The sequence below is a fragment of the Amycolatopsis sp. CFH S0740 genome (assembly GCF_004522315.1).
Lineage (GTDB): Bacteria > Actinomycetota > Actinomycetes > Mycobacteriales > Pseudonocardiaceae > Amycolatopsis > Amycolatopsis nivea.
Window position 1 is genome coordinate 36,193 of the sequence record NZ_SDLS01000017.1, and the last position, 14,661, is coordinate 50,853.

Genomic DNA, 14,661 nt, shown 5'->3' on the forward strand with positions numbered 1-14,661 from the left:
GCGCCCGATCGGGGAAAAAACTAGCCGGTCAGCAGCCGCCGTTGTCGGTCCAGACGCCCCATTGGCCGGTCGTGCCGGGTTCCTCGCCCTGGGTCCACCATTTGGCGGTCCATTTGTGGCTGTTGTGCGAAACCACGGTGCCGCCGGTGTAAACCTGCGTTTTCTGCCATTCCGGTGCCGAGCAGGTTCCCGGAGGATTGCTGGTCGGACTGGTCGGACTCGTCGGCGGAGTGGTCTGCGGTGGGGTCGCGCCGGCGAACCGGGTGGTGAACTTCGTGAAGTCCCAGTCGTTTTGCTGGACGTTCGAGCACACGCTGTTGTCGGTCGTCGTCGTGCATTGCCGGTCGCGGTTCACCGCCCAGAACGTGAACCGGCCGAGGTGGTGGCTCGTCGCGTAGTCGTACACGGTCTGGAAATCGGAAACGTTGAAGTATTCCGAACTGTCGGATTTCCCGTTCATTCCCGAGAAACCCTCGTGCGCGTACGCCGTGGCGCTGTCCCAGCCCAGGTGGCTTTGGAGCAAGCCGTGGAACGCCTCGAGCGCCGACACCTGCGACGCACCGCCGCCGCTGAAACCGCCGTCGAACGGCATGATCGAGAAGTTGTTGGGAGAGAAGCCGATCGACTTCGCCTGGTCCAGCAGTTGGGTGCCGAACCAGCCGGTGCCCGCGGCGGTTCCCGGCATGGTCACCGAGACGAAGAGACCGGGGTTGTCCGCCTGCAGTTTCTTCGCGGCGCCGAGTTCGTTCGCGATGGCCGCGGTGTCTTCGTACTCGGGTTCTTCGAGGTCGAAGTCGATGGCTTTCAGGTTGTATTTCGCGACGACCTGCTGGTAGGCCGCGGCGGTCGCGTCGACAGTGCCGCAGGTCTGGCCCAGTTTCGTGCCGCCGTAGCCGCCGACCGACACCGACACGTCGCCGCCGTTGCCGCGGATGCGGTTGATCGCGTCGCCGACGGTCGTGTCCGAGGAAACCGGCGAGGTGCCGTCCCAGGTGGGGCTGCATCCGCCGCCCTTCGGCGCGAGGATGAAGGCCAGCTGGAACGCTTTCTGCCCGGTCGCGTTCATGACGGTCACCGGGTCCGGCGGGTTGTTGCTCTGCGGCATGAGGTACGGCGCGGCGGCGTACCAGTTGTTGTCGAGGCCGGTCGACGCCCCGGTCTGCGCGTGGGCGGTCGCGGCCACGACGGCAGCCGCCCCGGCCACGGTAGCGGCGGCGACGAGTGTGGCGGCCAGTCTGCTTCGCTGCATCTGTCCTCCGGCGAGCATTCGGAAAATGAATGCGGTAAGCATTGGACTAGACCATTATGAAGTCAAGGTGCGGTCGGCTGCTCTTGTCCGGCGGGGGGCTGGTTCGGGAGGTATGCCGGAATTCGCTGCGGCGGGTTAGCCCTTGTGGCGCAACGGTTCCGCGCAAAAGGACGCGGACCGCCGGGGCGAGTGGTCCGCTGGGGAGAGGGGGAGACGGTGACGGTGCGGTTGGACTGGGCAGGCGCGAGCCGGGGGTACCGGTCGGGGGTCGCGGTGGCTGCTCGGCGGGGGAGGTTCGGTGACTGGTGGCGTGAGCTGTGGTGGTGGCGTGGCTGGGCGGGGCGGGCTTGGCGGTAGAGCGAGGGGCAGGGGGCGGTTCGGCGACTGGTGGCGCGAGCTGTGGTGGTGGCGTGGTTGGGCGGGGCGGGCTTGGCGGTAGGGCGAGGGGCAGGGGCGGTTCGGCGAGTGGTGGCGTGAGCAGTGGCGGGGCGGGCTTGGCGAAAGAGCGAGCGTCGGCGGGACTGTTCGGCGGACCTTCGCGGGGGCGGGCGGCTGGGGCCGCAGTTGGCCTAGCGGGTGCGGCCGAAAGGGCGTGTGCTGGCGACGGAAGAGGCGTGGGTCGGGGCGTCGAACGGCTGGCCAGTGGCATGGCGAAAGTGCTGAGCGACGGCTGGGGCGGGGGAAAATGCCGTGGAGCTCATAGGAGAGCGCTGGTGGGCTCGCGTCGCGGCTGGAGAAGCGTTGGCGCCGGGTTGCGGATCGGCCCGCAACCCGGCACAGCGAAGGCTCAGTCGCTTTCCAGATCGCCTTCCAGCGTCAGGTAAACCTCGCGCATCTGGGCCATCAACTCCGGATCCGGCTCTTCCCACAGACCCCGGTCCGCGGCTTCCGTCAGGCGTTCGATGATTCCCCGCAACGCCCACGGGTTCGCGTCCCGCAGGAACTGCTGGTTCTCCTCGTCCAAAACGTACGACTGGGACAGCTTCTCGTACATCCAGTCGCCCACCACGCCCGCGGTGGCGTCGAAGCCGAAGAGGTAATCGACGGTTGCCGCGAGTTCGAAAGCGCCCTTGTAACCGTGGCGGCGCATCGCGGACAGCCAGCGCGGGTTGACGACCCGGGCGCGGAAGACGCGGGCTGTTTCTTCGCCCAAAGTACGGGTGCGGACGGCGTCGGGGGTGGTGGAGTCGCCGACGTAGGACGCGGGGGCGGAGCCGGTCAGGGCGCGGACGGTGGCGATCATTCCGCCGTGGTACTGGAAATAGTCGTCCGAGTCGGCGATGTCGTGTTCGCGGGTGTCCGTGTTCTTCGCGGCTACCACAATGCGTTTGTACGACGATTCCATGTCCTCGCGGGCGGGGCGGCCGTCCAGATCCCGGCCGTACGCGAAGCCGCCCCAGACCGCATAGACTTCCGCTAAATCCTTGTCGTCGCGCCAGTTTCCGGAGTCCATCAACGGGAGCAGGCCGGCTCCGTAGGCGCCTGGTTTGGAGCCGAAGATGCGGGTCGTGGCGCGGCGGTTGTCGCCGTGGGCGGCCAGGTCTGCGTTGACGTGGGCGCGGACGTAGTTGTCGGCTTCGGGTTCGTCCAGGGAGGCGGCCAGGCGGACGGCGTCGTCCAGCAGGGTGATGACGTGCGGGAAGGCGTCGCGGAAGAAGCCGCTGATGCGGACTGTCACGTCGATCCGGGGGCGGCCCAGTTCGGACAGCGGGATGGGCTCGATGCCGGTCACGCGGCGGGAAGCCTCGTCCCAGACCGGCTGGATGCCCAGCAGTGCCAGGACTTCCGCGGCGTCGTCGCCGGAGGTGCGCATCGCCGAGGTGCCCCACGCCGAGAGGCCGACGGACCGCGGCCAGTCGCCGGTGTCTTCGCGGTAGCGGCGGAGCAGGGAGTCCGCCAGTGCCTGGCCGGTTTCCCACGCCAGGCGGCTGGGGATCGCCTTCGGGTCCACGGTGTAGAAGTTTCGGCCGGTCGGCAGGACGTTGACCAAGCCGCGCAACGGGGAACCGCTCGGGCCGGCCGGGATGTAGCCGCCGTCGAGGGCGTGCAGGACGGCGTCCACTTCGGACGAGGTGCCTGCCAAGCGGGGGACGATCTCGGTGGCGGCGAAGGTCAGGACGCGGGCGACTTCGGCGTCAAAAGCACCCAGCACTTCGGTGACCACGGGAGAAACCGAAGCGGGGGACCACGAGTGGGTCTCCATCTGGGAAACCAGCGTGTGCGCGGTCGCCTCGATGGCGTCTACTTCGGACAGCGGGGCGTCCGAGTTTTCCTTCAGCCCCAGTGCGGAGCGCAGGCCGGGGACGGCGCCTTGCTTGCCGCCCCACATTTGCTGGGCTCGGAGCATCGCCAGCACCAGGTTTACCCGAGCCTCGCCGACCGGGGCCTCGCCCAGGATGTGCAGGCCGTCGCGGATCTGGGCGTCCTTGACCTCGCACAGCCAGCCGTCGATGTGCAGCAGGAAGTCGTCGAACTCGGCGTCGTGCGGGCGTTCCTCGACGCCGAGGTCGTGGTCGAGTTTCGCGGCCTGGATGAGGGTCCAGATCTGGGCGCGGATCGCCGGGAGCTTCGCCGGGTCCATCGCGGCGATGTTGGCGTGCTCGTCCAGCAACTGCTCGAGCCGGGCCAGGTCGCCGTAGGACTCGGCACGGGCCATCGGCGGGACCAGGTGGTCCACGATCGTCGCGTGCGCGCGGCGTTTCGCTTGCGCGCCTTCGCCGGGGTCGTTGATCAGGAACGGGTACACCAACGGCAGATTGCCCAGTACGGCGTCGGGGGCGCAGGCGGCGGAGAGGCCCGCAGTCTTGCCGGGCAGCCATTCCAGCGAACCGTGTTTGCCGAGGTGGACGACGGCGTGCGCGCCGAATTCCTCTTCCAGCCAGCGGTAGGCGGCGAGATAGTGGTGGCTCGGCGGCAGGTCCGGGTTGTGGTAGATCGCGACCGGGTTCTCGCCGAATCCGCGCGGCGGCTGGATCATCAAGATGACGTTGCCGGACTGCAGCGACGCCAGGACGATGTCGCCCTCGGGGTTTGCCGACGTGTCGACATACAGCGAACCCGGTGCGGGGCCCCAGTGTTCTTCCATCGCCTCTTGCAACTCGACCGGCAAGGCAGCGAACCATGCGCGGTAGCGGGCGGCGGGGACGCGGATCGGGTTGCCGGAGAGCTGTTCTTCGGTGAGCCATTCGGGGTCCTGGCCGCCCGCGGCGATCAGGGCGTGGATCAACGCGTCGCCGTCCGGCTGGTCGGTGCCGGTCGGGTCGACGCCGGGGAAAGCCTCGGCTCCGAGGTCGTAGCCGCGTTCGCGCATGAGGCGCAGGAGTTTGATCGCCGACGCGGGGGTGTCGAGGCCGACGGCGTTGCCGACGCGCGAATGCTTCGTCGGGTACGCGGACAGCATCAGGGCGATCCGCCGGGAAGCGGGCGGGGTGTGGCGGAGCCGGGCGTGCGCGAGGGCGATGCGCGCGACGCGGGAGGCGCGTTCGGCGTCGGCGATGTAGCGGGGGAGGCCGTCGTCGTCGAATTCCTTGAAGGAGAACGGGACGGTGATGATCCGGCCGTCGAACTCGGGTACCGCCATCTGGTTGCCCGCGTCGAGCGGGGACAGGCCGTCGTCGCTGGCGGACCAGGTTTCGCGGTCGCTGGTCAGGCACAACGCTTGCAGCACGGGCACATCCAGCGCGGCCATTTCCGCGACGTCCCAGGATTCGTCGTCCCCGCCGGCCCCGGCTTCCGACGGACGGGTGCCGCCCGCTGCCAGCACGGTGACCAGCAGGGCGTCGACCTTGCCCAGCTCAGCCATCATCTCCGGCGCGCGCGTGCGCAGGGACGCGGTGTGGATCGGCAACGCGCGGCCGCCCGCGGATTCGACCGCGTCGGCCAGCGCGTGCACGAAACCGGTGTTCCCGGACAGGTGGTGCGCTCGGTAGTAGAGGATCCCGATGACCGGGCCGTCGTTCGAGGAGGCGGGCCGCGAAAGCACGCCCCACGACGGCAGTCCGGCGGGCGGTTCGAAGCCTTCGCCGGTGAGCAGCAGCGTGTCGGACAGGAAGCGGTGCAGCTGCGTGAGGTTCTCCGGACCGCCCTGCGCGAGGTACAGATGCGCTTGCGCGGCGATCCCGGCGGGCGTGGTGGAGAGCTTCATCAGCTCCGCGTCCGGCGTCTGCTCGCCGCCGAGCACGACCACGTGCGCACCCGACGCGCGCAGCGTGTCCAAGCCTTCTTGCCAGGTCCGCGGCGTGCCCAGGATCCGGACGACGACGATCGACACGCCGTCCAGCAGCCCGGGCAGATCGTGCAGCGGAAGCCGGGACGGGTTGCCGAGGCGGTAGTCCGCGCCGCTGGCCCGGGCGCTGAGCAGGTCGGTGTCCGAAGTGGACAGCAGCAGGATCACGGCGTTCCTCACTCGGGGTGTCCGCGCCCCGGGTCGTCGGGCACGCCGGCGGGAGTTCCTGGCTGACGGCGGCCGCGGGGCCGCCGGTCACAGTGGCGGGACCGCCCCGGATTTCCACCGGGTTCCTCCGCGTGCCGACGCGTGTGCGCTCTTACTCTCGCCGGGCGCACCGGCGCCGTCAAGGTGAGCAGACCCTCACGCGGGCTTGCTTTCGTCCCCGATCCGCGGGAAGGGCGCGGTGGAGAAGAGCACCTCCACCGCGACCTCGAAGAACTCCGCGATCCGCAACGCCAGGTACAGGCTCGGGCTGTACTCGCCGCGCTCCAGGTACCCGATGGTCTGGTAGTGCACGCCGAGCGCGTCCGCGAGCTGCCGCCGCGAGATGCCGCGTTCGGCGCGCAGCACCGCGATGCGGTTGTAGACGTTCTCGCTCACCGCGCCTCACACACGCTGAAGTGCCCTTTCCCGTCGAGCCGCCACCGACGACCCCGATTCGCGCCGCGCCATCCGCTTCAGCAGGATCGGGGCCAGCGCCAATCCGATCACGGCCCACGCGAGCAGCACCCCCAGGGTCGCCCACGGCCGCCACGACTGCCCGATTTCGACGACGACCGCCTGGTCGGGCAGCAGCGCCGAACGCATGCCGAGGCCGAGCCAGTACATCGGGAACACCTGCCCGACGCCCTGCAGCCAGACTGGCAGCGCGGTGATCGGGTAGAAGATCCCGGAGATCGCGCCGAGCCCGAGCACCGGCAGCATGACCAGGGCCAGCATCCGCGAATCCTGGATCAGCGAGCCGATCGCCGCGCCGATCGGCACGGTCGCGACCAGCCCGGCGACGAGCACCCACAGCAGGCTCAGGATCGAGACGAACCCGTCCGGGGCCAGCCCGTCGAACAGGAACAGCGACGGCACCAGCATCACGAGGACGCTCGCGGCCTGCACCATCGAGAACGTCGTGACCTTGCCGACGAGGTAGCCGAGCATCCCGTTCGGCGTCGCCTTGGCGCGTAGCAGCGTGCCGTCCTCGCGATCGATGACGAGCGAACCCGCGACGCTGGTCATGCCGTTGAACACGACGCCCGCGCCGATCACGCCCGGCACCGTCGCGGCGCCCAGCGAGAACGAGGTGCCCGGCAACTGCGCGCCGCGCATGAAGAAGAGCGTGCCGAAGATCATCGCGAGCCAGACGACCTGGCCGATCAGGTCGTCCCGGTTCGTCCATTGCTGGCGGAATTCGATGAACCCGCGGCGGAGCCCCACGCGCGCCGCGGTTCGCTGCGCCGACGCGGTCATCGCGCACCTGCCTGAGCCAGCCCGGACTCCGCGCGCTGCACGAGCGTCAGGTACGTGTCCTCCAGCGACGCGCGCCGGACCTCCAAATCGGCGACCGCTTCGCCGTGCTGCTTGAACAACTCGTACACGTACTTCGTCGCCTCCGTGGTCGAGTGCACGAACCGCTGTCCGTCGAGCGTCCAGCGCACCTCGGCCTCGCCGGCGATCTGCCTGCTCAGCTGGTCCGGCGACCCGTCGGCGACGATGCGGCCGCCGGACAGGATCAGGATCCGGTCGGCGAGCTTCTCGGCCTCGTCGAGGTCGTGCGTGGTGAGCAGGATCGTCGTGTCGTCGTCGGCGAGCCGGTGCACGAGCTCGTGGAAATCGCGGCGCGCCATGGGGTCGAACCCGGCGGTCGGCTCGTCCAGGAACAGCAGCTCGGGGCGGCCGACGATGCCGATCGCCACGTCCAGCCTGCGCCGCTGCCCGCCGGACAGCATCCGGATCTTCTTGCCCGCGTGCTCGGAAAGCCCGACCGCCTCGATCAGCTCGTCGGTGTCCCACGGCCGCCGGATCCGGTCGGTGGAGTACGGCGAGTAGAACGACCCGAGCAGGTCGAGCAGCTCGCGCACGCGCCATTTCCCGTGGTCGCGCCAGGACTGCAGGACGACCCCCAGCCGCGCCCGCCAGTCCTCGCCGCCGCGCGCCGGGTCGGTGCCCAGCACGGACACCTCGCCTGCGGACCGCATGCGGAACCCCTCGAGGATTTCGATCGTCGTGGTCTTGCCCGCCCCGTTCGGGCCGAGCAGGCACAGCACCTCGCCGCGGTGCGCGGTGAACGACGTGCCGTGCAGCACGTCGTTCGCGCCGTACCGCATGCGTAGACCTTCGATGCGGAGCACAGTGTCCGCTTGATCTCTCATTAGATGACCCCCATCCTGCCTGTGCGATGGAATGTAGCAGATGTACTACATCTGATCGCAAGCCTGTTAAAACAGCCGCGGGTTACAGTGAGCGCCATGCCCAGCCCTGCCCGCGTGCGCGCCGACGCCTGCCCTGGAGTCTTCGCGACGCACGACGCGGCGGACGGGCCGCTCGCCAGGGTCCGGCTCCCTGGCGGCGTGGTGACCGCGGATCGGTTGCGCGCGTTGGCAACCTGTGCGGAAGACCTCGGCGACGGCGACGTCCACCTGACCTCGCGAGCCAACGTCCAGTTGCGCGGCGTGCACCGGCCGGGCTTGGCCGGACGGCTGACCGAAGCCGGGCTGCTGCCGTCGCCCAGTCACGAGCGCGTGCGGAACGTGCTGGCCTCGCCGTTGAGCGGGGTGCGGGGCGGGCTCGCGGACGTCCGGGGCCTTTCCGCGACGCTGGATCGTGCGCTGTGCGCGCGGCCGGAACTCGCCGAGCTGCCCGGGCGGTTCCTGTTCGGTTTTGACGACGGGCGCGGCGACGTCGTGGGCACTGACGTGTGTTGGCGTGCGGTGAGTTCGTCGACCGGGGTGGTGCTGCTGGCGGGGGCTGATTCCGGCTGGCTGGTGCCGCGGGACGAGGCGGTGTCCGCGCTGCTCACGGTGGCGGAAACGTTTGCGCGCACGCGCGGTTCGGCATGGCGGATCGGGGAACTGACTGATCCCTCGGCGCTACTGCCGGACGGTCCGCGGGAAGCGCCTCAAGCACGTCCGACGCGGATCGATCCGACGGTCGGGAGGATCCGGCGCGACGACGGCGGCGAGGCGGTGGGCGTCGCGCCGAGGTTCGGGCAGTTGACCGCCGCTCAGTTGCGCACGCTCGCGGACTTCGGCGACGCGGTGGTCACGCCGTGGCGTTCGGTGCTGCTGCCCGGCGGCGCGGACGTCGAACGCCTGCACGCGGCCGGGCTCTCGACGGATCCGGGGACGGCGGAGCTTAGCGCCTGCGTCGGCGCGCCGGGGTGTGCGAAGTCTCTCGCCGACGTCCGCGCGGACGCGGCGACACTGGTCGCGGACGGGGAGCGGGTGCACGTCTCGGGCTGTGCACGGCGGTGCGGACGACCGTCCGGCGCCCACCGCGACGTTGTCGCCGAACCCGGCGGCTACCGTGTCGACGGACGCTGGACCCCGGCGTCCGAGTTGGCGGATGCGTTGGCGAGAAAGGGACCTTCGTGATCGACTACCTGCGGGACGGGGCCGAGATCTACCGGCACTCGTTCGCCACGATCCGCGAAGAGGCGGACCTGGCGATCCTGCCCGACGACGTCGCGGGCGTCGCGGTCCGGATGATCCACTCCTGCGGCATGGTCGACCTGGTCGACGACCTGCGGTACTCGCTCGACGTGGTCGAGGCGGGCCGCGCCGCGCTGGAGGCGGGCGCGCCGATCCTGTGCGACGCGAAGATGATCGCCAGCGGCATCACGCGCAAACGGCTTCCCGCGGCGAACGACGTCGTGTGCACTTTGGACGACCCCAGCGTGCCCGGGCTGGCCGAGCGGCTCGGCACCACGCGGTCGGCCGCCGCGCTGGAACTGTGGCGGGACCGGCTTCCCGGTTCGGTGGTGGCGATCGGCAACGCGCCGACCGCGTTGTTCCGGTTGCTGGAACTGCTGGACGAGGGCGTCGGCGCACCGGCCGCGATCATCGGGGTCCCGGTGGGGTTCGTCGGCGCGGCGGAGTCCAAAGTGGAACTGGCGAAGCGCGCGCCCGCGCCGTACCTGGTCGTGCACGGCCGTCGCGGCGGCAGTGCGATGGCGGTCGGTGCTGTGAACGCGATTGCGAGCGCGGTCGAATGACGGGGCGGCTGTACGGCGTCGGGCTGGGACCCGGCGATCCGGAACTGATGACGGTCAAAGCGGCGCGGCTGATCGGCGAGGCGGACGTGATCGCCTACCACAGCGCGCGGCACGGGCGCAGCATCGCGCGGTCGGTGGCTGAGCCGTATCTGCGCGAGGGGCAGCTGGAAGAGCGGCTCGTCTATCCGGTCACCACCGAGACCACCGACCATCCCGGCGGTTACGAGGGCGCGATCGCCGATTTCTACGAGCTGAGCGCGAAAAAACTCGCCGAGCACCTCGATGCGGGACGCGACGTGGTGCTGTTGTGCGAAGGCGACCCGTTCTTTTACGGCTCCTACATGTACATGCACGAGCGGCTCGCCGGACGGTTCGAGGCCGAGGTGGTGCCCGGCGTGACGTCAGTGAGCGCCGCGGCGTCCGTGCTCGGCCGTCCGTTGGTGCAGCGGGACGAAGTGCTCACGGTGCTGCCGGGAACGTTGCCAGCGCCCGAATTGGCGCGGCGGTTGGCGGACACCGAAGCGGCGGCGGTGCTGAAACTGGGCCGTACCTTCGGTTCTGTGCGGGAAGCGCTCGCGGAGTCGGGCAAGCTCGACGACGCCTGGTACATCGAGCGGGCGACCTGGGGACAGCAGCGGGTGGAGCCGTTCGCGGACGTCGATCCGGAGTCGGTGCCGTACTTTTCCTTGGCGCTCTTGCCGAGTCCGGCCTACAAGTCGCGAGTGGAGGGTGAGCCCGCGGCTGCTTCTTCGGCTCCGGTTCCGGCGGAAGGCGGCGAGGTCGTGGTCGTCGGGCTCGGTCCGGCCGGGCCGGAGTGGCTGACGCCGGAAGCGTCGGCGGAACTGGCGGCGGCGGACCACATCGTCGGCTACGGGCCGTATGTCGCGCGGGTTCCGCAACGGGCGGGACAGCAGCGGCACGCGTCGGGGAACCGGGTCGAGGCGGACCGGGCGGTCGAGGCGCTGCAACTGGCTTCGACCGGTGCGCGGGTGGCCGTGGTGTCGTCCGGGGACCCGGGCGTGTTCGCGATGGCTTCGGCGGTGCTGGAACAGGTATCGGCCGGAAACGGCGCCGGCGCGCGGGTGCGGATCGTGCCAGGGGTGACGGCGGCACAGGCGGCCGCGTCCCGGGTCGGTGCGCCGCTGGGGCACGACTATTGCGTGCTGTCCCTTTCGGACCGGCTGAAGCCGTGGGAGATCATCGAACGCCGTCTCGACGCGGCCGGCGCGGCGGATTTGGTGCTGGCGCTGTACAACCCCGCTTCGCGGACCCGGGTGACGCAGCTGGCGAACGCGCGGGAAGTCCTGTTGCGGCACCGGGATCCGGAGACGCCGGTGGTGGTGGCCCGGGACGTCGGCGGGCCGGAGGAGGACATTCGCGTGACCACGTTGGGCGGGCTCGATCCGTCTACTGTGGACATGCGGTGCCTGCTGATCGTGGGCTCGTCGCGCACGGTGGCGGAGGAAGGCCCGGACGGGCGGTCGATCGTGTGGACGCCGCGGAGTTATTCCTGACCTTCACGCAGCAGCCGTTCCGCCTCCGCGAGGTGGTGGGTGAGTTCTTTCCGTTGCGCGGCACTGAGTTTCGGTGCATGCGCGGCGAGGGCTGAGGCGATCGAACCGTCCGCGCGGGTGCGGAACATCTCGCGCGCGGACGGTTCGATCTCCAGCCGCGACTTGCGCCGGTCGGTTTCGTCGGGCCGCACGCGCAGGACGCCCGCGTCCGCCATCCGGTGCGTGATCCGGGAAACGAGGCTCTGCGCCAGCCCGGTCCGGCGCGTCACGTCGCTGATCGTCGCGCCGGGGTTGCGGGAGACATCCTCGACCACCGCCAGTTCTCCCGCGTTGACCTGGTCCGTGCCGGTGTTCCCGGTGCTGGTCAGGGCGATCTCGCGCAGGGTGCGGGCGAGGAGATGCAGGTCGGCGGCGCGCATGGCCCTATTCAATCACTAGTGATACATTCGAGGAAGCATCACTAGTGATGGAGTTGGCGATGGTCGACGACGTGCTGATCGCGCTCGCGGTCGGGATCCTGATCGTGCGGCAGTTCCAGTGGCGGTCCGCCGAACCGCGGCGGATGCTGGTGATGCCGCTGGCGGTGATCGCGGCAGGGCTGGTTTGCCTCGGTTTCGAGCTGGACGGCGGATTCCGCTCGGCGGACTGGCTGCTGGCCGGCGAACTCGTGCTGGTCGCGGGCACCGGGACCGCGATGGGGTACGTGACGCGTTTCCGGCGGGCCGGCGGGCTGCAATACCGGCTCACCGGCCCGGGAATCGCGCTGTGGGCGGTGTTTCTCGCGATCCGCATCGGCTCGTTCGCGCTGGCCAGCGTCCTCGGCGCGCAGCTGCTCGACGCGACTGGGCTCATTCTCGTCTCGTTCGGCGTCAACCGGCTCGCGGCGAGTCTCGTGGTGCGTCACCGGATTGTCCACTGTGGAGGTAAAACCCCGGCGTATGACCCAGGGAACGCCGGAACACGTCGATGAACGCGCTGGTGGTGGCGAATCCGCACAACTGCGCCACGGCGGTGACTGACCGCCCCTCCACCAGCAGCCGCAGGGCGTGGTAGAGCCGTAATTGGGTGCGCCACTGCGGAAACGTCATGCCGGTGTCCGCGCGGAACAGCCGGGTCAGCGTCCGGCCGCTGGCGCCGACCGTGCGGCCCAGCGCTTCCAGGCTGCGTGAGTCGGACGGATCCTCCTCCAGCAACCGGCACACGGCGGCCAGCCGCGGATCGCGCGCGGCGGGCACCTGCACCGGACGTTCCGGCGCGAGGGTGAGCTGGTCGAACAGCACCGCCCGCATCCGCTGGCCTGCCGGGATCGAGCGGTCCTCGCCGAGCTCGGTGTACGCGATCAGCAGTTCGCGCAGCAGCGGGGTGACCGCGAGGACGGTCGGCTCGGTCACCGGCAACGGGCTCAGTTCCTGCGGAAAGCCGAACAGATGCAGCCGCGTGACGCCGTATGCACGGTGGGAATGCACGGTGCCCGCCGGAATCCACAGCGCTCGGTGTGCGGGCGCGATCCAGCGCGACCGGTCCGTGTGCACGGCCAGCACGCCGCTGCTGGCGTAGACGATCTGGTGCTCGTCGTGCCAGTGCTCGGCGATGCCCGTGGCGGCCGCCAGGTCGCGGGTGTTCGTGGGCGCGGTCGGCAGGTGGCTGGAAATCGACACAACTCGGCACAATAACGGAATCGCGAAGGCAGGTCCGGGTCCGACGATGATCGAGTGACGACGACCCTTCCCGCTCCGACGCGTCCCGCGCGCTGGCCGATGCCGCTGATGGTGCTCGGTCACGCGGTCGACGACCTCTACCAGGGCGCGGTGCCCGCGCTCGTCCCGTTTCTCGTCGCCGAGCGGCATTACGGCTACCTCGCCGCGGCCGGGATCACGGTGGCCGCGACGCTGCTTTCCTCAGTGGTCCAGCCGCTGTTCGGCGTGCTGACCGACCGGCGGCCGATGCCGTGGCTCGTGCCGGTCGGGATGACGGTCGCGGGGGCCGGGATCGGACTGTCCGGGCTCGCCGATTCCTATGCGCTGACCTGGCTGGCGATCGCGCTGTCCGGTCTCGGCGTCGCCGCCTACCACCCGGAGTCGGCGCGGATCGCGCGCCGGATCGCCGGGCGCGGGCACGTCGGGATGAGCTGGTTTTCCTTGGGCGGCAACGTCGGTTTCGCGCTCGGGCCGATCGTCGTCACCCCGGTGCTGCAGGCGGGCGGGCTGGGCGCGACGCCGTATCTGGTGCTGCCCGCGCTCGTCGCCGGGGTGGTGATCGCCGCGTTGTTCCGGCGGATGAGCGATGTCCATTCCGCGGCGGGGCACAAGGCACACGCCGGGCGCGACGATTGGCGGCAGTTCGGCTGGCTGACCGTGGTGGTCGTCGGACGTTCCATCGCCGCCTTCTCACTCAACACCTTCCTCGCCATCTGGGTCGCGCAGCGAACCGGCAGCGTGCTCGCCGGGGAAGTGGCGTTGGTGGTGCTGTTCGGCGTCGGCGCGCTGGGCACGCTGCTCGGCGGGGTGCTGGCGGGACGGTGGGGGCGGATCCGGACGGTTTACCTCGCGTATGTCCTGTCAGTGCCCGCGGTCGCCGGGATCGCACTCGTGCCGGGGTACGGCGTGTTCCCGCTGATCGCGTTGGCCGCGCTGGCGTTGTACGTGCCGTTCTCGCTGCATGTCACGCTCGGCCAGGACTATCTGCCGAACCGGCTCGGGACCGCCAGCGGGGTGACGCTCGGGCTGGCGGTGAGCGTCGGCGGGGTGGCCGCTCCTGCCGTGGGGGCTCTCGCCAACGCGGTCGGGTTGCAGTGGGCGTTGCTGGCGCTGGCGGTGCTGCCCGCGGTGTCGGTGTTCGCGGCACGGCGGCTGCGGGAGCCGCAGTGAGCGGTCAACCGTGGCGGTGACGCGAGGCCTCGCCGTGTCAGAGATGGCGGTGGAAGCGTCGGCAGCGGTAGACGCGGGTGAAGGTGTCCCGCAACTGCTGCTCGCTGGCCGCGTCGGCGTGCAGGAAGGCCCCGGCGACGGTGAAACCCGGGCCGGGGCGAACGGCGCGAGCGGTTTCCTCGCCCCGGGTGTGGACGTGGACGTAGTGCTCGGTCTCGGTGAAGCCGTGGGCGGCGTACCAGCGCAGCGCGGGCGGATCGTCGCGGGTCCAGGCGTCCACTTCGGTGGCGCCCAGGTCGCGCAGCCGAGGCAGGACGGTCTCCAGCAGGCCGGTCGCGATGCCCTGGGACTGGTGGTCGGGATGCACGGCGATCGTCTCGACGGTCGCGAGCCGGTCCCGCACTGCCGCGTCGAGCACTCCCGTCACCAGCCCGCCGGTGACCGCCACGAGTTCGACGGCGACGGCGTCGTAGCCGGGCTTGGCCGTCTGCACGTCGTCGTAGTAGGAGGTGTGCAGGAAACTGAGCACCCGGCACCGCAGCCAGGACTCCTCGTCAGCGGGCTCGTAGTCCCGCACGTGCCAGGTGCGCATCTGCGGA

General features: G+C 70.2%; 13 protein-coding genes and 1 riboswitch. Of the genes, 5 read left to right on the top strand and 8 right to left on the bottom strand.

Going from position 1 to position 14,661, the window contains the following annotated elements; translation table 11 throughout:
* Nucleotides 1–28: 28 nt before the first annotated feature.
* The 5 genes from EIZ45_RS26475 to EIZ45_RS26495 all read right to left on the bottom strand — a co-directional run bounded on the left by EIZ45_RS26475 (nt 29) and on the right by EIZ45_RS26495 (nt 7,840).
* Nucleotides 29–1,249, bottom strand: coding sequence for a chitinase (locus EIZ45_RS26475; RefSeq protein WP_134662588.1), 1,221 nt, complete (start codon nt 1,247–1,249; stop codon nt 29–31).
* A gap of 787 nt (nt 1,250–2,036) precedes the next feature.
* Nucleotides 2,037–5,642: a cobaltochelatase subunit CobN gene (gene cobN, locus EIZ45_RS26480; protein ID WP_134662689.1), complete on the bottom strand. Its 3,606-nt coding sequence runs from the start codon at nt 5,640–5,642 to the stop codon at nt 2,037–2,039.
* Nucleotides 5,643–5,694: 52 nt separating this feature from the next.
* Nucleotides 5,695–5,770: riboswitch (cobalamin riboswitch) on the bottom strand.
* Nucleotides 5,771–5,837: 67 nt separating this feature from the next.
* On the bottom strand, nt 5,838–6,077 hold the full coding sequence (locus EIZ45_RS26485; RefSeq protein ID WP_037354504.1) for a helix-turn-helix transcriptional regulator: 240 nt from the start codon (nt 6,075–6,077) through the stop codon (nt 5,838–5,840).
* A gap of 6 nt (nt 6,078–6,083) precedes the next feature.
* Nucleotides 6,084–6,938, bottom strand: a complete 855-nt coding sequence (locus tag EIZ45_RS26490) for an ABC transporter permease (protein WP_134662587.1) — start codon at nt 6,936–6,938, stop codon at nt 6,084–6,086.
* Nucleotides 6,935–7,840: an ABC transporter ATP-binding protein gene (locus EIZ45_RS26495; protein WP_134662586.1), complete on the bottom strand. Its 906-nt coding sequence runs from the start codon at nt 7,838–7,840 to the stop codon at nt 6,935–6,937. Before EIZ45_RS26495 ends, EIZ45_RS26490 begins: the two co-directional genes overlap by 4 nt.
* 96 nt (nt 7,841–7,936) lie before the next feature.
* On the opposite strand from EIZ45_RS26495, the gene EIZ45_RS26500 reads away from it, so the two are divergent.
* Genes EIZ45_RS26500 through EIZ45_RS26510 form a run of 3 tightly spaced genes read left to right on the top strand, consistent with a single transcriptional unit; the run spans nt 7,937 to nt 11,195 of the window.
* Complete coding sequence (locus tag EIZ45_RS26500) at nt 7,937–9,061, top strand: nitrite/sulfite reductase (RefSeq protein WP_134662585.1); 1,125 nt, start codon at nt 7,937–7,939, stop codon at nt 9,059–9,061.
* Nucleotides 9,058–9,681 (top strand): precorrin-8X methylmutase, encoded by a 624-nt coding sequence (locus EIZ45_RS26505; protein WP_037354494.1) that lies wholly within the window; start codon nt 9,058–9,060, stop codon nt 9,679–9,681. The genes EIZ45_RS26500 and EIZ45_RS26505 overlap by 4 nt, the downstream gene beginning before the upstream one ends.
* Entirely contained in the window at nt 9,678–11,195 is a 1,518-nt protein-coding gene (locus EIZ45_RS26510; protein ID WP_134662584.1) for a precorrin-2 C(20)-methyltransferase, read from the top strand. The genes EIZ45_RS26505 and EIZ45_RS26510 overlap by 4 nt, the downstream gene beginning before the upstream one ends.
* On the opposite strand, the gene EIZ45_RS26515 is transcribed toward EIZ45_RS26510, so the two are convergent.
* The gene (locus tag EIZ45_RS26515) at nt 11,186–11,614 is read right to left on the bottom strand and encodes a MarR family winged helix-turn-helix transcriptional regulator (RefSeq protein WP_051729372.1); all 429 of its coding nucleotides are present in this window, start codon (nt 11,612–11,614) and stop codon (nt 11,186–11,188) included. The genes EIZ45_RS26510 and EIZ45_RS26515 overlap by 10 nt on opposite strands.
* Before the next feature lie 47 nt (nt 11,615–11,661).
* On the opposite strand from EIZ45_RS26515, the gene EIZ45_RS26520 reads away from it, so the two are divergent.
* Nucleotides 11,662–12,165 carry a hypothetical protein gene (locus EIZ45_RS26520; protein ID WP_134662583.1) on the top strand — a complete coding sequence of 168 codons (504 nt, stop codon included), beginning with the start codon at nt 11,662–11,664 and terminating at the stop codon, nt 12,163–12,165.
* Here EIZ45_RS26520 and EIZ45_RS26525 read toward each other — a convergent pair.
* Nucleotides 12,065–12,853 (bottom strand): helix-turn-helix transcriptional regulator, encoded by a 789-nt coding sequence (locus EIZ45_RS26525; protein ID WP_134662582.1) that lies wholly within the window; start codon nt 12,851–12,853, stop codon nt 12,065–12,067. The two genes, EIZ45_RS26520 and EIZ45_RS26525, sit on opposite strands and share 101 nt — an antisense overlap.
* 54 nt (nt 12,854–12,907) lie before the next feature.
* On the opposite strand from EIZ45_RS26525, the gene EIZ45_RS26530 reads away from it, so the two are divergent.
* Complete coding sequence (locus EIZ45_RS26530) at nt 12,908–14,062, top strand: MFS transporter (protein ID WP_134662581.1); 1,155 nt, start codon at nt 12,908–12,910, stop codon at nt 14,060–14,062.
* A 37-nt stretch (nt 14,063–14,099) separates the two neighbouring features.
* Here EIZ45_RS26530 and EIZ45_RS26535 read toward each other — a convergent pair whose 3' ends face one another.
* Nucleotides 14,100–14,654 carry a GNAT family N-acetyltransferase gene (locus EIZ45_RS26535; protein ID WP_134662580.1) on the bottom strand — a complete coding sequence of 185 codons (555 nt, stop codon included), beginning with the start codon at nt 14,652–14,654 and terminating at the stop codon, nt 14,100–14,102.
* Between the last annotated feature and the right edge of the window lie 7 nt (nt 14,655–14,661).